The organism is Agrobacterium sp. OT33 (assembly GCF_017313365.1).
Lineage (GTDB): Bacteria > Pseudomonadota > Alphaproteobacteria > Rhizobiales > Rhizobiaceae > Agrobacterium > Agrobacterium rhizogenes_A.
Window position 1 is genome coordinate 272678 of record NZ_JAFLMZ010000003.1, and the last position, 19957, is coordinate 292634.

The window sequence follows — 19957 nt, forward strand, 5'->3', positions numbered from 1 at the left end:
ATATGGGAAACGCGGTCGAACCGCGGAGTAACACCTAGGCCAGCAGCGGCACTACTGGGGCCGGGAGGCGAAAGCGAACGTAAATATCCATGCGAACCTCCCTGAGCTGGTGTTGAAGATGTGGCCTTGTAGCGCAAAAATTAGTCAATGACCAGCCGGAAAGATACTGACGCGCTGGAAAACTCTCGATTGTGGCGGACATGGCCAAATGGGCGGATTTACCCGCTAAGGTTTCCGCCCGGCAGCAGACACGAATGTGTCGTCTTATTCAGCCGCGTCCTGCGCCTGGCCACTCTCATATTGCGTGATCAGCTCGACCATTCCGGCCTGCGTATGGCGCTTGAGTTCCCGGCGGTCGCTGGGCTGCGGCGCGAAGGTGACGGTCAGGCCCGTATCCCGCACCGTGCCGATAGCGAAAGACGCCCCGGACAACATGCGCACGCCCTCATGCAGCCATAGCGGATCCGTGGCGAAATGCTGGCCGATGCCGACCACCACGGGAATGCCCTGCCAGTGCGACATGCGGTCATAGTGGATGTGGCCTGCGAGGATGCCGATGACATCATGTTCGAACAGCAGCTCGTCCAGCGCCTCGGTATCGTCAAAGGACAGGGATTCCCATTCCGCCTCGGCACGGTCGAAATCGAGCGCCGGCGCATGGTGCATCACCAGAAGTTTCGGCAGTTCCGGGTGGTTTTCAAGTTCGTCCTCGAGCCATTCGATCTGACCGGGCTCGAAAGCGCCGCCGACCTTGCCGGGAACACTGGTATCCATGACGATGACATGGATGCCGGCCACGACCTGCGCATGATCGTAAGGTTCTTCCACATCCTCATGACGGTCGAGCATCACGGGGTAAAACCCGTCGCGGCGGTCATGATTGCCGAGCGCAAAAAGGACCGGCACATCCAGTTCCGCCTCAGCCATCAGCCGCTTCAGCTCCTCATAGCTGCCGGCATCGCCCCGGTTGGTCAGGTCGCCGCTGACGACGATGAATTCCGGCGGCGGCACCAGCGCCTTGACCTGCGCGAGCGTTGCAGACAGCGTGGCCGATGTCTCGGAATAAAGATCATCATCCTGCACCTGCGGATTACCGATATGCAGATCGGTCAGATGGACGAAATTCACCCGTTCGGACATGGCTTTTTTCCTGTCATCGCTACTGCAGGATGACTAGCATCGGCGCATGACAGCCGAATGACCCGGCGCTCTGAAACTCCGTGACAATGACGATCCATGCTGGAACATGGGAAACCTGACCGGCAGACTGATTCACGGCGAACCATGGCGATTTCCGAACGGCAATTCATCGAATACGTCACGCAAAACCAAACCAACGCCTGGCTGCTGGATGGTCTTGCCGACCTGCAGTTGCCGCAGGCCACATTGACGGCGGGATGTCTGTTCCAGACCGTCTGGAACCTCAAGAGCGGTTACGAGCCTGAACGGGCCATCAAGGACTACGACGTCTTCTATTTCGATGCCGGCGATCTTTCATGGGAAGCGGAAGACGCGGTGATCCGGCGGGCCAACCGGCTCCTCGGCGATCTGGCGGAGAAGGTCGAGATCAGGAATCAGGCGCGCGTGCACCTGTGGTATGAACGGAAATTCGGCGCTTTCTGTCCGCCCCTGAAGCGGGTTGAAGACGGTATCGACCGATATCTGGTTGCCTGCACGCGCCTCGGAATAAGGATTGGAGACCGCAGCCTCTATGCGCCGGACGGGCTGGACGACATGTGGAACGGCATCCTGCGTCTCAATCCGAACAATCCGCAAATCGATCTCTTCGAACGCAAATGCCGTGACTACCGGACAAGATGGCCCTGGCTCACGATGGCGGTTTGAGGTCCGCTCGTGTTAAGCGTTCTGTATGAAGCGCGTAACACCGGCATAGAAAACATGAACAACATCAGGATCGCCCTCTACCAGCCCGATATTCCCGGCAATACCGGCACCATCCTGCGGCTGGCCGCCTGTCTCGGCCTTGGCGTCGATATCATCGAGCCGGCCGGTTTCGATATTTCCGACCGCAATCTGAAACGGGCGGGCATGGATTATATTGCAGCGGCGGCGCTGACGCGCCATGTCAGCTGGGATCGTTTCGAGGAATGGCGTGCGACCACCGGCCGCCGCCTCGTCCTCGCCTCCACCAAGGCCGCCCTGCCCTATACGGATATCGGTTACCGCCCCGACGATATCCTCCTCTTCGGCAGGGAAAGCGCCGGCGTGCCCGACCATGTGCACGACAAGGCCGATGAGCGAATCATCATCCCCATGGTGGCTGGACAACGCTCCATCAACGTCGCCATGTCGGCCGCGATGATCACCGGCGAGGCGCTGCGCCAGACGGCATGGGTGTGACCTGCCATCTTTGCAGCCATTTTTTCAGGCAAATATGAAAATTGACCGTTTTTACCGCGAAACTGTCGCAACCCGGCCTGTACCGAAGGCGTCAGCGCTCCTATACTGCTTAGCCGGACAATAAAAATCGCTCTCGCCGGAACCATCCGCCGGCGGGTGTGAGGAGACGTCGCATGCAATCCACCATTGTCATAGTCAACCTTCTCGGCGCGGTCGCGCTGCTGCTGTTCGGCCTTGCCCAGGTCAAGGATGGCGTTACCCGCGCCTTCGGCATGAAACTCAGAAGCGTGCTGGCCACGGGAACCCAGAATGGCCCCCGCTCCTTCTTTTCCGGCTTCTTCGCAACTGTCGCCCTGCAAAGCTCGACGGCAACGGCGCTCACCGTCGCTTCCTTCGCCGAACGCGACCTCATCCGGCCGCGCATGGCGCAGGTCGTTCTGCTGGGCGCCAATGTCGGCACCGCCGTCACCGCATGGATCGTGGCGGCCGGGGTGGAATGGCTGTCGCCGCTTCTGATCCTTTCCGGCATCGTGCTCAAAAAAGGCAGTTCCAACGCCAGACAGGGTGGCGGAACGGCGCTGATCGGCATCGGCCTGATGCTTCTGTCGCTGCATCTTTTGAGCGGCGCGACCGAACCGATGCGCGCGTCACCGGCACTGGGCGTTTTCATCGGCCTGCTTGATGGCGCATGGCCCGTCGCGCTGATCTTTTCCGCCGTATTGGCCTTCGTTTCCTCTTCAAGCCTCGCTGTCGTGGTGCTGATCCTGTCGCTGGCCGCCACCGGCACCTTGTCCACTGGCCTCATCATCGTCCTCATCCTCGGCGCCAATCTTGGCGGCGCCGTTCCGCCCGTCATCGCCACGCTGTCCGGTCCCGCATCCGCGCGGCGCATCACCATCGGCAACCTTGTGGTCCGCACCATCGGCTGCCTCATCGCGCTGCCGCTCGCTTCCTATGGCGCCACGTATTTGCAGCAATTGCCGCTTTCACCCGCGAAACTGCCTGTCGATGCCCACCTCATCTTCAACGTCATTCTGGCGGCGCTGGCCTGGCCCTTCTCCGGCCTGATATCCGACCTGATGGCAAAGCTGGTGCCGGGCGATCCGAAGGCTGAAGACGGCCCGAACTTCCTCGACCAGCAGGCTCTCGACATGCCCGTCGTGGCGCTTGCCAACGCCACCCGCGAAGTGCTGAGCGTCGGCGACAGCATCGAGCGGATGCTGATCCGCGCCGAAAACGCCTTCAAGCACAATGACCTGACGCCGCTGCAGGAGGTTTCCCTGCTCGAAAAGAAGGTCGACCGCCGTCAGCAGGAGGTGAAGGTCTATCTCTCGCAACTGGGGCGCAAGGGGCTTGCCGACGAGGAAGCGCGCCGTTCGATCGCCATCATCGATTATGCCATCAATCTCGAACATATCGGCGACATCATCGAAAAGGGCATCTGCGAGCAGATCCGCAAGAAGGTGCTCAACAGCTTCAAGTTCTCCGATGACGGTTATGAGGAGCTGAAGACCCTGTTCGACATGACCATCGAGAACCTGCGCGCCGCCCAGAGCATTCTGGTGACCGGCGATTTCGAGCTCGCCCGCAGGCTGATGGAAAGCAAGGTGGATATACGCCGCCTCGAAAAACAGTCCTCCAACCGCCATCTGGAGCGGCTGCGTGACGGGCTGACGGAAAGCATGCAGACCAGCTCGCTGCATCTCGACATGCTGCGGGATTTAAAGCGCATCAACGCCCATATCGTCTCGGTGGCGCATCCCATTCTGGATGAAAGCGGCGTGCTGATCGAAAGCCGCCTGCGTTACGCGGAACCACGCGCCTGATTCGATTTCAGTCGGCCGAGGGCAGCCTGCGCATGGTGAATTCGATGCGGTCGCCTTCCAGTTGCCGCCAGCTTTCCACTTCCGTCCAATAGGCGGCCTTGGGAAAACTGTCGAACCATTCGCGCGCCTTGGCGCGGGCTTCCTCGCGGCTGAGACAGAAGGTCTGGCGCACGAACATGCCGTCACGTTTCTGTTCACCGCCGGCGCTTTCGCGTTCCTTGCGGTGATTGGCGATCCTGCGCTTCAGACCCTCGAGGGGCGGCGGTCCGGCAAATTTCGTCATGATATTCACCTCTGGCACCTACATCGGTAAAGATAGTGTCGGCACGCCGCCTTGGCGAGTCGAATTTGTGCGCGGCGCAAACACCTGCTAGACGCGGCAGGGAACGGACTTCACCGCAGGAGAGAAAAGATATGGAACGGCCAATCTTGCCGAAGGGCTTGCCCGAGGACATCGAAGACAAGAAGGCCACAGCTGAAGCCTGGTTCCAGCATCTGCGCGACACCATCGTCACCTCCTTCGAAACGCTCGAAAACGATCTGACCGGCCCGCTCTCCGATCAGGAGCCCGGTCGCTTCGTGCAGAAGGACTGGCTGCGCGACAATGGCGAAGGCGGCGGCGGCAAAATGTCGATGATGGAAGGCCGCGTCTTCGAAAAGGTCGGCGTGCACACCTCCACCGTCCATGGCGAGTTCTCGCCGGAATTCCGCAAGCAGATACCGGGGGCGGAAGAAGACCCGCGTTTCTGGGCCTCGGGCATTTCGCTGATCGCTCATCCGGTCAATCCCAATGTGCCGGCCGTGCACATGAACACCCGCATGGTCGTCACCACCAGTCACTGGTTCGGCGGCGGCGCGGATCTGACACCCGTGCTGGGCCGCAGACGGACGCAGGAGGACGCAGATACCCAGCTGTTCCACCGCGCCTTCGAAATCACCTGCAAACGCCACCCGGTCGCCGATTATCCGCGCTACAAAAGCTGGTGCGACGAGTATTTCTTCCTGAAGCACCGTAACGAAGCCCGCGGCATCGGCGGCATATTTTTCGACTGGCTGCACCCGGAAGAAGAAAAGGGCGGCTGGGACGCCAATTTCGCCTTCGTGCAGGATGTCGGCCGTGCCTTCAACCTCGTCTATCCGAAAATCGTCCGCGCCAATTTCAACCAGAACTGGACGGAAGAGGACCGTGACGAGCAGCTTATCCGTCGCGGCCGCTATGTGGAATTCAACCTGCTTTACGACCGTGGCACCATCTTCGGCCTGAAGACCGGCGGCAATGTCGAATCGATCCTGTCGTCCCTGCCGCCGGTGGTGCGCTGGCCTTAAAAAACCTCACGCAAATTTGACGCTGATCAGCCATTTTGTCGCAAATAGCGCAAATTAGGACTTATGGAAAAATCAAGGCAGTGGTAGTCTCCTCCCGCAGACGTACTGGAGGAGCTATCGTCATGATTACTTCGAACAGCATGCCTATTTCTGCTGCCCCCGAGGCAGCACCGCAATCCATCGATACCCCCGAACTGATCGACCGCCTGGCAGCGGAAATGCGTGCCACGGGCGATCGTGAACTGCCGCATTCCTTTTACGTCGAACAGGTCAAACGCAGCCTTGCCGGGCAAATCACGGCGCGGCGGGCAGCTAATGACGAAATACCCCGGACCAAAATTCCGGCCGCCGGAACATCCTCTGTTTTCCAGTGCTGGGCAATGCCCGAATAGGGGCTGAAAGACGCCGCTTCGGAACATAAGCGGCGAACATTCGTTTCCTGTGGGAGAGACAGTGGACCCTGAGCCGCTGTCTCTCACGCTGAAACAGGGAGGCAAGACCATGAGACTGTTTGAATGCGGAACGCTCGTGCCCGGCTGTGCCTGGCATACCCGCGCAGATGATGATGCGGAAGTCGTCCGCCGCACGGTGGAGCACATGCGCTCTGCCCATGGTGAAACGGTCATCCGCGAAAACATGATCGAAAACATCAAGGCCCGCATCCGCGACGAGGCAAATGCGGCCTGAGCCGAAACGCCGCGGCTATCGCGGCTTCAATTCCCGAGTATTTCTTTCAGCCGGGCGGTCAGCGCTGCCCGGTCGAGCGAGAAATTGACGTCGATCCACTTTTCCTCAAGGCTTTTCAGCACTTCGCCCACCTTCGGACCGGGCGCCACGCCTGCGGCCATCACATCGGCGCCACTTATCGGAAAGCCGGGTTTCTGGAACTTCTCCGCCCTTGCCAGCAGCGTCGAAAGACGTGCGACCTTCTGCATGGCCGTGTCGCCGGCCGAAAGATCGGCACGGGCGGCGGCAAGTGCGAGTTTCAGCCGCACCTTCACACCTTCGACGCCCTGACGATAAAGCAGCCGGTCAAGCGCCGTTTCCTTTATCTCGGGGTCAGCCGCCGGAGCCGAAGCCCAATGGGCAAGATAACCCGCCTCGGCCTTGGACAGCCGCAGCCGCGCCGCAAGGGCGGCCATCCTGTCCCTGTCTGGCGGCACGATGGCGGCAAGCCGCAGCATCGGGTCCACCGCCCAGCCGAGAGCCTGCTCCGTCGCCACCAGCCCGTGAATGGCGTCGATGCCCCATTTTTCCGTTTCGGGCAGAATTTCCGTAAGAACGCCCGATTGCCGCATCCACAAAAGGGCGCGGGAAGGGTCTCGGGCGGAAAGCAGCTTTTTCAGCTCACTCCACACCCGCTCGGCCGAAAGTGTCGCCAGCTTGTCCTTGGCCCGCGCGCTCGCCCGCAAGCCATCGGCATCAGGACGACCGGAACCATAGTGGGCGAAAAAGCGGAAAAACCGGAGAATCCGCAGATAATCTTCCGAAATCCGCATCGCCGCTTCGCCGATGAAGCGCACGGTGCGGGTTTCAATATCGGGAAGACCATCGATGAGGTCGATGATCTCGCCCTTTTCATCGGCGTAAAGAGCATTGATGGTGAGATCCCGCCGCTCGGCATCGGTCTGCCAGTCGGTGCCGAAGGCAACCTGCGCATGGCGACCATTGGTCTCGACATCGCGGCGCAAAGTCGTGACTTCAAAGCCTTCGCCATCGATCACCAGCGTCACCGTGCCGTGCTCGATGCCGGTTGGCACCGCCTTGATACCGGCCGCTTTCGCTCGCTGAACGACCACATCGGGGGTAAGCGTCGTTGCCATGTCGACATCGACGACCGGCAGGTCCATCAGCGCATTGCGCACCGCGCCGCCGACGATCCGCACCTCGCCGCCATCGGCATTCAGAAGCGTAAAGATGCGCTTCAGCGCCGGTTTTTCAAACCAGTCCCGCCCGGCAAGGCTATTCATGTATAAAACCTCTCGTAAATCGTTCGCACGATGCCCGCGGTAATGCCCCAAATATAGCGTTCGCCATAGGGCATTTCGTAGAAAAACCGCTCCTTCCCCTGAAAGATGCGGCTGCCGCGACCATGATTGGCCGGGTCCATCAAAAAGGACAGCGGCACCTCGAAAACCTCATCCACCTCAGTGGGATTAAGCGTCAAATCAAAGCCGGGGCGGACGACTGACAGCACCGGCTTGATGCGAAAACCCGTCCCGGAAATATAATCCGGCAGCCGTCCAACCGTCTCTACGAAAGACCGCGACAGGCCGATCTCCTCTTCCGTCTCGCGCAGCGCCGCCTCTTCCGGCGTGCGGTCCTCGGCATCGATGCCGCCGCCGGGGAAGGAAATCTGGCCTGAATGCTGGCGCAGGGTTGCGGTGCGCTGGGTGAAAATCACCCGCGCATCGTCGCCATCGTCGATAACCGGTATCAGCACTGCGGCATCCTTCAGCCGGATGCCATTGCCAGACAGCACCACGCCCGGATTGAGCACGTGGTCACCATTTTCCCGCTCCGCCACGCCCTCGCCTTCCTGCAGCACCCGGCGGCGGAAATCGGTGGCGGTAAAAGCCTTGAATGCCGTTGTCGTCATTGCGAAAGCCGTTCCAGTTCCTTGGCGGGCATCACCGGAAAGATCACCCCGCCCGAGCGCACCGCAAACATGTCGACGCCATCCACGTCGATCACCTCGCCGAGTGCCGCGAGATCATACATCACGGCCCGCGAGACGAGCGCCTCCAGCCGGCCGCGCACCAGAAGATAGGGTTTCAATTCGCGGTTTTCACCGAAAATTTCAAAGCGCAGCGGATGCTCCGGCCCCGCCTCCACCACGTCGCCGACATTGGTGCGAAAGGTCAGCAGGGATTCGCCATCCACACCAGCCGCAGTCACCGTCATTTCCACGGCGACGAAGGGTGCATCCACCACCCGGATGCCGACTTTTTCCACAGGAGTTACAAGATAGGTTTTACCATCCTCATCCTTGCGCAGAACCGTGGAAAACAGCCGAACCAGAGGTGCCCGTCCGATGGGCGTCCCGAGGTAGAACCATGTGCCGTCAGCACGGATTTCCATGTCGAGATCGCCGCAAAAAGGCGGATTCCAGCGCTCCACCGGGGCCGGCCCGCGCTTGGCATCGCCGCTCTGTTCGGCGGCGCGGGAAATCATCGCCGCAAGTCCCGCCGCATCATCAGCCGAATTTATCGTCTCCGCTGCCATATTCGAGTCTCGCTTTGCCGATAAGGAAATACTAAGTCACGACATAGTCATTCGAATGGCGCTTGTCAGCGGCCAAGAGAGCAATAAGCTAGATGCAGCGCAAAATCCGCCCCGGTTGGCAACCAGCAAAACCGGGATGCGAATGTGACAGCGGCGAAGGTATGAGGAGAGCGACATGGGCGTGATGAATACCGGCGAAACCCTCGATGAAAAGGCCATCGTCGCCTCGGCCGAAAAGGCGCTTTCCGACATTGCGGCCATCCGCACGGAAGTCTCCAAGGTCATTTTCGGCCAGGAAAAAGTGGTGCAGAACACGCTTCTCGCCATCCTCTCCGGCGGCCATGCGCTGCTGGTCGGCGTTCCCGGCCTTGCCAAGACAAAGCTCGTCACCACGCTCGGCACCGTCCTTGGCCTCGATGCCAACCGCATCCAGTTCACGCCGGACCTGATGCCTTCGGACATCCTCGGTTCCGAAGTCATGGATCAGGACGAGAACGGCCGCCGGTCCTTCCGTTTCATCAAGGGTCCGATTTTCGGCCAGCTGCTGATGGCCGATGAAATCAACCGCGCCAGCCCGCGCACGCAGTCCGCCCTTTTGCAGGCCATGCAGGAATATCACATCACCATGGCCGGCCAGACCTATGAGCTGCCGAAGCCGTTCCACGTTCTCGCCACCCAGAACCCGCTGGAACAGGAAGGCACCTATCCGCTGCCGGAAGCCCAGCTCGACCGTTTCCTGCTGCAGGTCGATGTCGGTTATCCCGAGCTTGCCGCCGAACGCCAGATCCTGCTCGACACGACGGGCACCGCCTCCGGCGAAGCACGCGGCGTGATCGGTGCCGAGCGCCTGATGGAAATCCAGGCCCTCATCCGCCAGATGCCGGTCAGCGACAAGGTCGTGGACGCGATCCTTTCGCTCGTCCGCTCCGCCCGCCCCGGCCATGGCAACAAATTGACCGACAAACACGTTGTCTGGGGTCCGGGTCCGCGCGCCGGCCAGTCGCTGATGCTGACGGCCCGCGCCCGTGCGCTCTATGAAGGCAGGCTCGCCCCGTCGCTGGACGACGTCCATGCGCTGGCCGAGCCGGTGCTGGAACACCGCATGGCGCTGACCTTTGCGGCCCGTGCCGAAGGCATGTCGGTGCGCGATGTGATTGCGGCCCTCGTGGAGCAGGCGAAGAATTAAAAGACGCGTGCCTAACCTTTCGCGAAAGGAGTGCCTGTGGCATCCATCGGCCAGATCGTAGACAAGACGCCGGGTAGCGAAGTTCTGGCGCGCGCGCGCCAGCGTGCCGCACTGGTGCCGGACTGCATGGTCGAGGCAAAACGCATCGCCAACACCGTCACCGCCGGCTGGCACGGCCGCCGCAAACGCGGCATCGGCGAAAATTTCTGGCAGTTCCGCCCCTATGCCGAAGGCGAAAGCCTGTCGCGCATCGACTGGCGGCGCTCGGCCCGCGACGACCATACCTATGTGCGCGACCGGGAGTGGGAGGCAGCCCACACCATCTGGCTCTGGGCCGACATGTCGCCGTCGATGATGTTCAAATCCACCCTCGGCTCCGTCTCCAAGGAAAGCCGGGCGCTGGTGCTGATGCTGGCGCTGGCGGAAATCCTGGCGCGCTCTGGCGAACGCATTGGTTGCCCCGGCATCATGGAGCCGGTCTCGGCCAGAAACGCCGCCGAACGGCTGGCCGCCGCCATCATGCACGCGCCGCTGACAACGGGTATGCCGGAAACGGGCATGATCCGCGGCGCGAGCGACATTGTTCTGATTGGCGATTTTCTCGATGATGCGAAAAATGTGATGGAGCGGATTTCGCCTCTGGCGCGACGTGGCCTGCGCGGCCATGTGGTGGAAATCGCCGATCCGGCCGAAGAAACCTTCCCCTATTCCGGCCGCACCGAGTTTACCGATCCGGAAACCGGCGAAAAACTGGTGTCTGGCCGCGCCGAGACCATTCGCGAGGATTACACCCGCGCCTATCTCGCAAGACGCGAGGCGCTGTCCTCTTCGCTGCGCCGTCTCGGCTGGAACTTCGTCTTCCACCGCACCGATCATCTGGCTTCCGAGGCGCTTGTGGCCGTTCACATGTATCTTTCCGGCGCGCCGGCACAGGGCGGTGGGCACCGATGAGCGCATTGCCTTTCGTCTTCACCAGCCCCTATATCCTCTTCGGCTTGCTGGCGCTGCCCGCCATCTGGTGGCTGCTGCGGCTCACCCCGCCGCGCCCGAAGGCGGAAGTGTTTCCGCCGCTGAAGATATTGGCGACGGTGCTGAAACGCGAGGAAACGCCCTCGAAAAGCCCGTGGTGGCTGACCCTTTTGCGCATGGCGCTTGCCGCCGCCGTGATTTTTGCGCTGGCCGATCCGGTGGTGAACCCGCGCAATAACAGCATCGCCGGCAGCGGCCCGCTGGTGCTGGTGGTCGACAACAGCTGGGCCGCCGCGCCCGACTGGGAAAGACGCGTGGCCACCGCTCAGGCCCTGATCGGCGATGCGGAGCGGGCCGACCGCCCCGTCTCCATCAGCTTCACCGCCGATGCCGAACATGATGCCGTATCGGGAACGACAGCCGTGGCGCTGGAAAAGCTCGCCGCCGCCAAGCCGAAACCGCTGATGCCGGACCGGGTGCGCACGGCCGAAGCCATCACCGAGGCGCTGAACGGCACGACCCCCGGCACGCTCGCTTATCTTACCGATGGTGTTCAAACCGCGCAGGATGAAAACGCGATGAGAACGCTTGCCAGCCTCTCACCCGCCGAATTCCGCATCGTGAAGGGCGACGGCAAGGCCATCGCCGCCATTACCGGCGCCACCAACAATGCCGATGCGATGAGCGTCACCCTTTCGCGGCTCGACACGGCCGAAGCCGCCCGGCTGACCGTCAATGCGCAGGACAGCCAGGGCCGCATTCTCGCCAATGGCACTGCCAGCTTCGCCCCCGGCGAGGCCGAAACAACCGCAACGGTGGAAGCCCCCTTCGAACTGCGCAACGATTTCGCCCGCCTCTCCCTCGAAGGCGTTTCGACGGCTGGCGCCGTGCATCTGCTGGATGACGGTTTCCGTCGCCGCCGCGTGGCGCTGCTGGCCGGCGAAACCGGCAATGATTTCCAGCCGCTGCTGCAGCCGCTTTATTATATCAGCCGCGCGCTTCAGCCTTTTGTCGATCTCATTCCGCAGCGGCAGGCCGATCTGGCGCAAGCAATCCCGGAAATCCTGCAATCCAACCCGTCGGTCATCGTCATGGCCGATATTGGCCGACTGCCACAGGAAACCTATGAGCCGATGCAGCGCTGGCTTGCAGCCGGCGGCACGCTGATCCGCTTTGCCGGGCCGCGTCTTGCAGCGGCCCCGGCCGACGATCCGCTGGTGCCGGTGACGCTCAGGCAGGGTGAACGCGCGCTTGGCGGCGCGCTCTCCTGGGCGGAGCCGCAGCCACTTGCCGATTTCCCGAATTTCGGCGCCTTCGCCGGCATGCCGAAGGCCGATGGCATCCTCGTCAAACGCCAGGTTCTGGCCGAACCGACACCCGATCTGGCTGAACGCACCTGGGCAAGCCTTGCCGACGGCACGCCGCTCGTCACCACCCGCACTGTCGAGGCAGGCCGCATCGTGCTCTTCCATGTCAGCGCCGAGGCGAGCTGGTCCGACCTGCCGATCTCAGGCCATTTCGTCGATATGCTGCGTCGTATCGTGCAATTGTCGAAAGCGGGCGGCGCTTCGGCTTCCGCCAATGCCCCGGCCGCAGCCCTGCCCCCGTTCCGCCTCTTGACAGCCGAAGGCGCGCTATCCGCCGAAATCGGCACTGCCCGTCCGCTGGAAATGCGCGCCGGCCAGCCACCGCGCACCGGTTTCGACAATCCCCCCGGCCTTTACGGCACAGAGGATGGTTTCGTGGCTCTCAATCTCCTGCCCGCAGGTGCGACGCTGCGCCCGCTCGAGGCATCCGTCGCAGGTGTCAGCACCACCAGTGAAGCGCTGATCGGCGAAACGGCGAAATCGCTGCGCCCTGCTTTGTTCATCGCCGCCTTCCTGATGCTGATTGCCGACAGCCTGATCGTCCTCTTCATGAACGGCGCCTTCGCGCGCCTGCCGAAAGCCCGCAGCGCGACAGTCGCCACCCTGCTGCTGGCGCTTGGCGCCTTTGCCGCCATGTCGCCAACCGACGCCCGCGCCGACGATCCAAAACCCGGCGACGAGCAGATTTTCGAGCGGCTGGACACCACCCATCTCGCTTATGTCCGCACCGGTGAGGATGATGTCGACCGCATTTCCGAGCAGGGTCTCCAGGGTCTCAGCGAATTCCTGACCTGGCGCACCACGCTGGAACCCGGTCAGCCGGTTGGACTCGATATTTCCAAGGATGAATTGTCCTTCTACCCGATCATCTACTGGCCGGTTTCCGCCACGGCACCCATGCCGTCGAGCGCCGCGATTTCGCGCATCGACGCCTATATGCGCGCCGGCGGCACCGTGCTGTTCGATACGCGCGACCAGTTCTCTTCGCTCGACACCGGCGCGACCAGCCCTAACGGCGAACGACTGCAGGCAATCCTCGCCAATATCGATATTCCGCCGCTGGAGCCTGTGCCGGAAGACCATGTTCTGACGCGGTCCTTCTACCTGCTCACCAATTTCCCCGGCCGTTACAATGGTTCGCCGCTCTGGGTGGAATCGCGACAGGGAGCCGCCAAGACCACCTCGGGCCTCTCTTCTTCCGGCGATGGCGTGACGCCGATCATGATAACGGGCAATGATTTCGCCGGCGCATGGGCAGTCGATCCGCAGGGCGCGCCGGTTCTGCCCACCGTGCCGCCGGATGAGATGCAGCGCGAACACGCCTTCCGTTCCGGCGTCAACATCATGATGTATATGCTGACTGGCAACTACAAGGCCGATCAGGTCCACGTTCCCGCACTTCTCGAACGGTTGGGGCAGTGACATGACATTGACCTTCGCCCCCTTTCTGCCGTGGATCGTGATTGCCGTTCTGGCCGTCGCCGCTCTTGCGCTTTCCTTCATCGGCCTGTGGCGTGGCGTGCGTGGCGCATGGCTGCGCGGGCTTGCGCTCGCCGCCTTGCTGGCTGCCATCGCCAATCCGCTTCTGACGCAGGAGGAACGCGAGCCGCTTTCCACCATCGTCCCCGTCATCGTTGACCGCTCGCAGAGCCAGGACGTACAGGACCGGCCGCAAATGACCGATACGGCGCTGGAGACGCTGAAAGACCGGCTCTCCCGCTTCCCGCGCATCGAACCGCGCATCGTGGAGGTGCGCGACGATGGCGAGAGTGATTCGCCCTCGACCCAGCTTTTCTCGGCCCTTTCCTCCGCCGTTTCCGATGTCTCGCCATCCCGCGTCGGCGGCGCGATCTTCCTCAGCGACGGCCAGATTCACGATATCCCGAATGCCCTGCCCAATGCCGAACAGGCGCTCGGCTTCCGCGCCCCCGTGCATGGGCTGATCACCGGCAAGGCTGATGAATTCGACCGCCGCATCGAGATCGTCCGTGCCCCGCGCTTCGGCATCGTCAATGAAGAGCAGCAGCTGACGCTGCGTGTCTTTGATGACGGCCGCCCCGCAGGCGGTGGCTCGGCAGAAGTGACCGTGAAGATGAACGGCGAAGAAATCGCCACACTTCAGGCCACACCCGGCCAGCCAACGCCGTTCAGTTTCAAGGTTCCGCGTGGCGGCAACAATGTCATGGAATTTTCCGTCGCCGAGCTTCCCGGCGAAGTGACTGCTGCGAACAACCGCGCCGTTCACCTGATCGAAGGCATCCGCCAGAACCTGCGTGTGCTGCTCGTCTCCGGCGAGCCGCATGCCGGCGAACGCGCCTGGCGTAACCTGCTGAAATCCGACGCCTCGGTCGATCTGGTGCATTTCACCATTCTGCGCCCGCCGGAAAAACAGGATGGCACGCCGATCAACGAACTCTCGCTGATCGCCTTCCCGACCCGCGAATTGTTTGTCGAAAAGATCGAGGATTTCGACCTCATCATCTTCGACCGCTACCAGCATCGCGGCGTGCTGCCGATCCTCTATTACGATTACATCGCCCAATATGTCGAAAAGGGCGGCGCGCTCCTGATTGCCGCAGGCCCGGAACATGCCGGTCAGGATTCGATCGCCATGACGCCGCTCGCCTCCGTGCTGCCGGCCCAACCGACCGGTCAGGTGCATCAGGCGGCCTTCTATCCCCGCCTTTCGGAAGCGGGCAAGAAGCACCCTGTCACCCGCGGGCTGGATGGATCGGCCAACGAGCCGCCGCAATGGGGCCGCTGGTTCCGCACCATCAGCGTTGACCCGCCGCAGGGCCAAACCGTGATGCTCGGCGACGGGCAGGACCCGCTGCTGGTGCTGAACCGTCAGGGCGAAGGCCGTGTCGCCATGCTTCTGTCCGATCAGGGCTGGCTGTGGGCGCGTGGTTTTGAAGGCGGTGGCCCGCATGTGGCGCTTTATCGCCGCATCGCCCACTGGCTGATGAAGGAGCCCGAGCTGGAAGAAGAGGCGCTGACGGCGCGGGCCAATGGCCGCACATTGGAAATCACCCGCCAGACCATCGGCGACGATCCCGGTCAGGCAAGCGTGCGTTTCCCTTCCGGCAAGACCGAAAACATGGCCTTCACCACCACCGAGCCCGGTCTTTACAAGATCGAGCGCCGCATGGACGAAACCGGCCTGTTCGAAATCAAGAACGGCGATTTCACCACCCTCGTCCATGTCGGCGCGGTGGATGCGCCGGAATTCAAGGCGATGATTTCGACGACGGAGACGCTGAAGCCGCTGGCCGACGCCACCAAGGGCAGCGTGCACCGTGTCGCCGATAATTCCGGCCGTATCGCGCTGCCCGATATATTGCCGGTGCGGGGTGACATCAGGGTTGCCGACGAGGATCGCATGCTGATACGTCTGACCGACGAGACGGTGCTGAAAGGCGTCAACACATTGCCGCTCTTTGCCGGTTTTGCCGGGCTTGGCGCCCTGCTGCTTGCCTTCTCCGCGCTCTGGTGGCGTGAAGGGCGGTAAAACCTTGGCAATAGTGCAAGACTTTCCGCGTCTTGAACTGGAAAACGACAAACGGCCGCCGCCCGGCGTCCGGGAAAGAAAATCATGAATTTCGTTTTGAGCGATGTCGCGGATGCGGACGCTGAAAAGGCCATCCGCGATCCGCTGGTGGCCTATAATATCGCCCGTTTCGGTGAAAGTGACAAACGCGAGCTCAATATCACCATCCGCGATGACGAAAACGCTGTGACCGGCGGTCTGGTGGGATATACCGGCCGCGGCTGGCTTTATGTGCAGCTTCTTTTCGTGCCGGAAACCATGCGCGGAAAGGGCACCGCTGCGAAGCTGCTTGCGATGGCGGAGGAAGAAGCCAGAAAGCGCGGCTGCACCGGCGCTTACATCGATACGATGAACCCTGATGCCCTGAGAACCTACGAACGCTACGGTTTCACCAGAATCGGCTCGCTTGGCCCCCTTTCCAGCGGCCAGTCGATCACCTGGCTGGAGAAGCGCTTCTAGATTGCGAAAGCAGCTACGCCGCGATCCCCGATACCTCATTGTCGACCGTGCGGCCCATGGCCTCACGAATTTGCTGGCGAAGCCACACGGCTCCCGCATCCGCATCGGTCTGCAAGGTCCAGACCATGGCGACCGGCGGGAAATTCAGCGTCACCGGCACCGGGCTTATTTCCAGTCCCAGCATCGGCGCATAACGCAGCGCGATGCGTGAGGACACGGTCGCCAGTACTGCCGAGGATCGCGCCGTTGCCAGCACCGAGAGGAAATCCGGCGCGGCTGCAACGACATCGATTTCCAATCCGCTCAGTTCCAGCGCATCCTTGATGCAGCCATGCAGGCTGTCCGTCTGCGATATGACCGCATGTTTGGCCCCCATATAGGCGTCCAGCCCGACGGGATTGGGCAGATCGAGCAGAGCCGGGTTGAAACAGCAAAGCACGCTGGAAGAATAAAGCGGCTCGCAATGATGGCGTTGCTCTTTCGAATAGGCGCATCCCACGGCCATATCGATCACACCCGTATCCAGCATCGCGGTGATTTCCTCCTCCTGCCCGCTGCGGGCCAGAATGCGGATGCCGGGCGCGATCTCGCGCAGCCGCGCCGTCAGGTCCGGCAGCAGCAACAGTTCCACCTCGCTCGACATGCCCAGCCGGAAGGTGCGCCGCTCCGTCGCCGGATCGAAAACATCAGCCGTCAGCACCGCCGCCTGCGCCTGCCGGAGCGCCTGCCGCACCGGTCCGGCCAGATTGAGCGCCCGTGCCGTCGGCTTCATCTCCTGTCCCACGCGGATGAAAAGCTCATCCTGAAACAATATCCGCAGGGTGGAGATGTTGTGGCTCATGGCCGGCTGCTGGATTTTCAGCCGGCGCGCAGCCCGCGTGACATTCATTTCCTCCATCATCGCATCAAAGGCGATGAGAAGATTGAGGTCGAAGGAACGGAGATTGAAATGATCGATAGTTTGCATAAGTCACATCGATTTGATTGCTGGCCTTTCTACACTTAGCTGGAGTTCGGAAACTTTCAAGACGTTCCCCAAACTCAGGAGCCACCCATGCCATCACGTCGTTCGCTTCTCAAAGGCGCCGCCAGCGCCATCTTCGCCGCCCCTTTCGTTGCGCCCACCGTCGCATTCGCCAAGGCGCCCCTGGCCGCCACGCAGGCACCCGGCTTTTATCGGTTGATGGTCGGCAAGGTGGAAGTCACCGCCCTTTCGGACGGCGTCATTGCATTGCCACTCGCCAAAATCTACACCAACACCACACCGGAACATGCAGCCAAGGTGCTGCGGGAAGCCTTCCTGCCGGAAGAGACGCCCACTTCGGTCAATGCATTTCTCGTCAACACCGGAGACAGGCTGGTGCTGATCGATGCCGGCACCGGCACCTATCTCGGTCCGAGCCTTGGCAGGCTCGTCGCCAATATCGAGGCCTCCGGTTACAAAACCGGCGAGATAGACGACATTATCCTCACCCATATCCACACGGACCATTCCGGCGGGCTGTCCTCAAATGGCAACCGTGTCTTTGCCAATGCGACGCTCCGGGTCAATGCGCGCGAAGCCGCCTTCTGGCTTGACAAGGCAAAGGCCAAGGCGGCCCCTGAAGCGCTGAAGAAGGGTTATGCCGAAGCGAAGGAAAGCATCCAGCCCTATATCGATGCCGGGAAATTCGAGACTTTCGGCGATAATGCCGCACCGGTCTCCGGTCTTGGCTCGATCCTTTACGCCGGCCACACACCCGGCCACAGCGCTGTTGTTCTGGAAAGCGACGGCCAGAAGATCGTCTTCTGGGGCGATATCACCCATGGCGATATCCTCCAGTTCGATGAGCCAGACGTGGCGATCGAGTTCGATGTCGACCAGAAAGCCGCCGTCGTGGCGCGCGATCTGGCGTTCAAACAGGCGGTAGAGGGCAGATATCTGGTGGCCGGCGCTCACATCGCTTTCCCCGGCATCGGCCATGTGCGTACCGACAGCACCAATTACGACTGGCTTCCGGTCAATTATACGACGCTGTAAGCGCAGAACAGAATGGCCTGATCAAGGATCAGATCAGGCCATCACCCCTGAGCGGTAGTCAGCTCAGCGCCACCTGCCGCGTTTCCGCATTAATCATCGTCGCCGCAATGGCAGCCAGCACCAGCAGCCCGGCAAATATGCCGATCGCGACACCAAAGCCCTGCGCAATGGCATAACCGAGCAGCGACGGCGCCAGCAGGCCGCCAAGCCGTGCCATGGCGCCTGCAGCACCCATGCCGGTCGCCCGCGATTCCGTCGGGTAAAGCTCTGGCGTATAGGCATAAAGCGCCCCCCAGGTGCCGAGCAGCGCAAAACTCATGATGAGGAGCGAGGCGGCAATCATCGCGCCGCCGGAAGCGAGCGTAAACAGCAGGCAACCAAGCGCGGAGAGCAGGCAGAAGCCGATCAGCGTCGGCTTGCGGCCCCATTTTTCGACGCCATAGGCGGCAAGCGCGTAACCGGGGATCTGCGCCAGCGCCACCAGCACCAGAAAACCATAACCGCGCACGAAGCCGAAACCGTCGCCCGCCAGTTTCGCCGGCATCCAGGTGAAGACACCGTAGTAGGAAACGGAGACGAGAAACCAGATGGTGAGGATCATGATGCTGCGCTGCCGGAGCGCCGGCGAAAATATCCCCTGCCCCTTGGCCACATCAGGCTGGAAAAGCCCCGTCCCGGCATCGAGAGGCGCACGTCCATTTGTCACCAGCATACGGTTGACGACGGCCTTGGCTTCGTCCAATCGCCCGCTGCGCAGCAGGTAAAGCGGCGATTCCGGCACCAGGAAGCGAAGCCCGAGACCAAGAACGGCCGGAAAAGCCGTCACGGCGAAAATATAACGCCAGGCATCGGCCACACCGGCAAGGCTTGCACCCCAGGCCGCCAAGGCCACGATCAGCGTGCCGACAGCCCAGAAGCCCTCGAGAAAGACCAGCCAGCGGCCGCGATTTTTGGCAGGCAGGAACTCCGCCATCATCGCATAATCCACTGGCAGCGTGCCGCCCACCGCCGCGCCGGTGAGAAAGCGCAGGATGAGCAGAATGGTGAAATCGGGCGAAAATATCGAAAGCGCACCGAACAGCGCATCACAGGCGACGGTGACGATCAGCACACGACGACGCCCATACCGGTCCGCCAGCCGTCCGAAACCGGCAGCACCGAGCAACATGCCGAAAAAGAACGCCGTTCCGGTCTGCAAGGCCTGCGGCACCGTCAGGCCGAAGGTTGCGGCAATCGAGGCGGCGGTGAAACCGACGGCCAGAACCTGCATGGCATCCGCCGCCCAGACGAGGCCGAAAATGCCCATCAGCCGCCGTTGATAGGCGCCTGCGCCCGCGCGCTCCAGCGCATCGTTCATGGTAATCGCCGTCATGCCCCGCCCCTTCGCAGTAATCGACTTTCACTAGCTATCGTATAGGGGGAGGAAACGGAATTGAATTCTGTGGAGGGAGACGCGTTGTTTCGAGACAGGCTACCGGAAGAAGATTTTACCACACAAGGAGATGTGCACGGCAGTCTCGATGTTTGCCATAGCGCGCAACGCCCCTTCCGTCATGCCGGACTTGATCCGGCATCCAGTCACGGCGCGTCTGCGCCGTGGGAAGAATCCTTTCAGCCCAAAGACTTGGGTTGGCTGGATTCCGGCTCAAGGCCGGAATGACGGGGTTTATG

19 protein-coding genes are annotated in these 19957 nt (G+C 61.8%); 12 read left to right on the forward strand and 7 right to left on the reverse strand.

Going from position 1 to position 19957, the window contains the following annotated elements:
- Positions 1–264: 264 nt before the first annotated feature.
- Positions 265–1140 (reverse strand): phosphodiesterase, encoded by an 876-nt coding sequence (locus JZX88_RS08840; protein WP_206913293.1) that lies wholly within the window; start codon positions 1138–1140, stop codon positions 265–267.
- A gap of 144 nt (positions 1141–1284) precedes the next feature.
- On the opposite strand from JZX88_RS08840, the gene JZX88_RS08845 reads away from it, so the two are divergent.
- From JZX88_RS08845 to JZX88_RS08855, 3 genes are all read left to right on the forward strand, one after another.
- Entirely contained in the window at positions 1285–1845 is a 561-nt protein-coding gene (locus JZX88_RS08845) for a nucleotidyltransferase family protein (protein ID WP_206913294.1), read from the forward strand.
- A gap of 54 nt (positions 1846–1899) precedes the next feature.
- Complete coding sequence (locus tag JZX88_RS08850) at positions 1900–2361, forward strand: tRNA (cytidine(34)-2'-O)-methyltransferase (protein WP_174029982.1); 462 nt, start codon at positions 1900–1902, stop codon at positions 2359–2361.
- A gap of 173 nt (positions 2362–2534) precedes the next feature.
- A complete protein-coding gene (locus tag JZX88_RS08855) occupies positions 2535–4187 on the forward strand; it encodes a Na/Pi cotransporter family protein (RefSeq protein WP_110756076.1) in 1653 nt (550 codons plus the stop codon).
- A 7-nt stretch (positions 4188–4194) separates the two neighbouring features.
- Here JZX88_RS08855 and JZX88_RS08860 read toward each other — a convergent pair whose 3' ends face one another.
- Positions 4195–4470 (reverse strand): hypothetical protein, encoded by a 276-nt coding sequence (locus JZX88_RS08860; RefSeq protein ID WP_065113883.1) that lies wholly within the window; start codon positions 4468–4470, stop codon positions 4195–4197.
- A 131-nt stretch (positions 4471–4601) separates the two neighbouring features.
- On the opposite strand from JZX88_RS08860, the gene hemF reads away from it, so the two are divergent.
- From hemF to JZX88_RS08875, 3 genes are all read left to right on the forward strand, one after another.
- Positions 4602–5513 (forward strand): oxygen-dependent coproporphyrinogen oxidase, encoded by a 912-nt coding sequence (gene hemF, locus JZX88_RS08865; RefSeq protein WP_206913295.1) that lies wholly within the window; start codon positions 4602–4604, stop codon positions 5511–5513.
- 122 nt (positions 5514–5635) lie between these two features.
- Positions 5636–5905 (forward strand): hypothetical protein, encoded by a 270-nt coding sequence (locus tag JZX88_RS08870; protein WP_206913296.1) that lies wholly within the window; start codon positions 5636–5638, stop codon positions 5903–5905.
- 109 nt (positions 5906–6014) lie between these two features.
- Positions 6015–6200 carry a DUF1059 domain-containing protein gene (locus tag JZX88_RS08875; protein ID WP_004442982.1) on the forward strand — a complete coding sequence of 62 codons (186 nt, stop codon included), beginning with the start codon at positions 6015–6017 and terminating at the stop codon, positions 6198–6200.
- Positions 6201–6226: 26 nt separating this feature from the next.
- Here JZX88_RS08875 and JZX88_RS08880 read toward each other — a convergent pair whose 3' ends face one another.
- The 3 genes from JZX88_RS08880 to JZX88_RS08890 are packed head-to-tail and all read right to left on the reverse strand — an operon-like array spanning position 6227 to position 8738.
- A complete protein-coding gene (locus JZX88_RS08880) occupies positions 6227–7483 on the reverse strand; it encodes a CCA tRNA nucleotidyltransferase (protein WP_206913297.1) in 1257 nt (418 codons plus the stop codon).
- A complete protein-coding gene (locus tag JZX88_RS08885) occupies positions 7480–8112 on the reverse strand; it encodes a CoA pyrophosphatase (RefSeq protein WP_206913298.1) in 633 nt (210 codons plus the stop codon). The genes JZX88_RS08880 and JZX88_RS08885 overlap by 4 nt, the downstream gene beginning before the upstream one ends.
- A complete protein-coding gene (locus tag JZX88_RS08890) occupies positions 8109–8738 on the reverse strand; it encodes a DUF1285 domain-containing protein (RefSeq protein ID WP_206913299.1) in 630 nt (209 codons plus the stop codon). The genes JZX88_RS08885 and JZX88_RS08890 overlap by 4 nt, the downstream gene beginning before the upstream one ends.
- Before the next feature lie 175 nt (positions 8739–8913).
- Here JZX88_RS08890 and JZX88_RS08895 point away from each other — a divergent pair, with 175 nt between their 5' ends.
- From JZX88_RS08895 to JZX88_RS08915, 5 genes are all read left to right on the forward strand, one after another.
- Complete coding sequence (locus tag JZX88_RS08895) at positions 8914–9924, forward strand: MoxR family ATPase (protein ID WP_065113889.1); 1011 nt, start codon at positions 8914–8916, stop codon at positions 9922–9924.
- 36 nt (positions 9925–9960) lie between these two features.
- Positions 9961–10875 (forward strand): DUF58 domain-containing protein, encoded by a 915-nt coding sequence (locus tag JZX88_RS08900; RefSeq protein ID WP_004430192.1) that lies wholly within the window; start codon positions 9961–9963, stop codon positions 10873–10875.
- On the forward strand, positions 10872–13682 hold the full coding sequence (locus tag JZX88_RS08905) for a DUF4159 domain-containing protein (RefSeq protein ID WP_206913301.1): 2811 nt from the start codon (positions 10872–10874) through the stop codon (positions 13680–13682). The genes JZX88_RS08900 and JZX88_RS08905 overlap by 4 nt, the downstream gene beginning before the upstream one ends.
- A gap of 1 nt (position 13683) precedes the next feature.
- Positions 13684–15768 (forward strand): hypothetical protein, encoded by a 2085-nt coding sequence (locus tag JZX88_RS08910; protein WP_206913304.1) that lies wholly within the window; start codon positions 13684–13686, stop codon positions 15766–15768.
- Between the two features lie 84 nt (positions 15769–15852).
- Positions 15853–16266 (forward strand): GNAT family N-acetyltransferase, encoded by a 414-nt coding sequence (locus JZX88_RS08915; RefSeq protein ID WP_206913306.1) that lies wholly within the window; start codon positions 15853–15855, stop codon positions 16264–16266.
- A 13-nt stretch (positions 16267–16279) separates the two neighbouring features.
- Here JZX88_RS08915 and JZX88_RS08920 read toward each other — a convergent pair whose 3' ends face one another.
- A complete protein-coding gene (locus JZX88_RS08920; protein ID WP_206913307.1) occupies positions 16280–17233 on the reverse strand; it encodes a LysR substrate-binding domain-containing protein in 954 nt (317 codons plus the stop codon).
- Between the two features lie 87 nt (positions 17234–17320).
- Between JZX88_RS08920 and JZX88_RS08925 the strand changes: the two genes are divergently transcribed.
- On the forward strand, positions 17321–18286 hold the full coding sequence (locus tag JZX88_RS08925; protein WP_206913308.1) for an MBL fold metallo-hydrolase: 966 nt from the start codon (positions 17321–17323) through the stop codon (positions 18284–18286).
- A 58-nt stretch (positions 18287–18344) separates the two neighbouring features.
- Here JZX88_RS08925 and JZX88_RS08930 read toward each other — a convergent pair whose 3' ends face one another.
- Positions 18345–19658, reverse strand: a complete 1314-nt coding sequence (locus tag JZX88_RS08930; protein WP_206913309.1) for an MFS transporter — start codon at positions 19656–19658, stop codon at positions 18345–18347.
- Positions 19659–19957: the final 299 nt, after the last annotated feature.

Bases quoted from the DNA above. Each gene is read 5' to 3' on its own strand.
- JZX88_RS08840 (WP_206913293.1), bottom strand. From the start codon at position 1,140: ATGTCCGAACGGGTGAATTTCGTCCATCTGACCGATCTGCATATCGGT.
- JZX88_RS08845 (WP_206913294.1), top strand. From the start codon at position 1,285: ATGGCGATTTCCGAACGGCAATTCATCGAATACGTCACGCAAAACCAA.
- JZX88_RS08850 (WP_174029982.1), top strand. From the start codon at position 1,900: ATGAACAACATCAGGATCGCCCTCTACCAGCCCGATATTCCCGGCAAT.
- JZX88_RS08855 (WP_110756076.1), top strand. From the start codon at position 2,535: ATGCAATCCACCATTGTCATAGTCAACCTTCTCGGCGCGGTCGCGCTG.
- JZX88_RS08860 (WP_065113883.1), bottom strand. From the start codon at position 4,470: ATGACGAAATTTGCCGGACCGCCGCCCCTCGAGGGTCTGAAGCGCAGG.
- hemF (WP_206913295.1), top strand. From the start codon at position 4,602: ATGGAACGGCCAATCTTGCCGAAGGGCTTGCCCGAGGACATCGAAGAC.
- JZX88_RS08870 (WP_206913296.1), top strand. From the start codon at position 5,636: ATGATTACTTCGAACAGCATGCCTATTTCTGCTGCCCCCGAGGCAGCA.
- JZX88_RS08875 (WP_004442982.1), top strand. From the start codon at position 6,015: ATGAGACTGTTTGAATGCGGAACGCTCGTGCCCGGCTGTGCCTGGCAT.
- JZX88_RS08880 (WP_206913297.1), bottom strand. From the start codon at position 7,483: ATGAATAGCCTTGCCGGGCGGGACTGGTTTGAAAAACCGGCGCTGAAG.
- JZX88_RS08885 (WP_206913298.1), bottom strand. From the start codon at position 8,112: ATGACGACAACGGCATTCAAGGCTTTTACCGCCACCGATTTCCGCCGC.
- JZX88_RS08890 (WP_206913299.1), bottom strand. From the start codon at position 8,738: ATGGCAGCGGAGACGATAAATTCGGCTGATGATGCGGCGGGACTTGCG.
- JZX88_RS08895 (WP_065113889.1), top strand. From the start codon at position 8,914: ATGGGCGTGATGAATACCGGCGAAACCCTCGATGAAAAGGCCATCGTC.
- JZX88_RS08905 (WP_206913301.1), top strand. From the start codon at position 10,872: ATGAGCGCATTGCCTTTCGTCTTCACCAGCCCCTATATCCTCTTCGGC.
- JZX88_RS08910 (WP_206913304.1), top strand. From the start codon at position 13,684: ATGACATTGACCTTCGCCCCCTTTCTGCCGTGGATCGTGATTGCCGTT.
- JZX88_RS08915 (WP_206913306.1), top strand. From the start codon at position 15,853: ATGAATTTCGTTTTGAGCGATGTCGCGGATGCGGACGCTGAAAAGGCC.
- JZX88_RS08920 (WP_206913307.1), bottom strand. From the start codon at position 17,233: ATGCAAACTATCGATCATTTCAATCTCCGTTCCTTCGACCTCAATCTT.
- JZX88_RS08925 (WP_206913308.1), top strand. From the start codon at position 17,321: ATGCCATCACGTCGTTCGCTTCTCAAAGGCGCCGCCAGCGCCATCTTC.
- JZX88_RS08930 (WP_206913309.1), bottom strand. From the start codon at position 19,658: ATGACGGCGATTACCATGAACGATGCGCTGGAGCGCGCGGGCGCAGGC.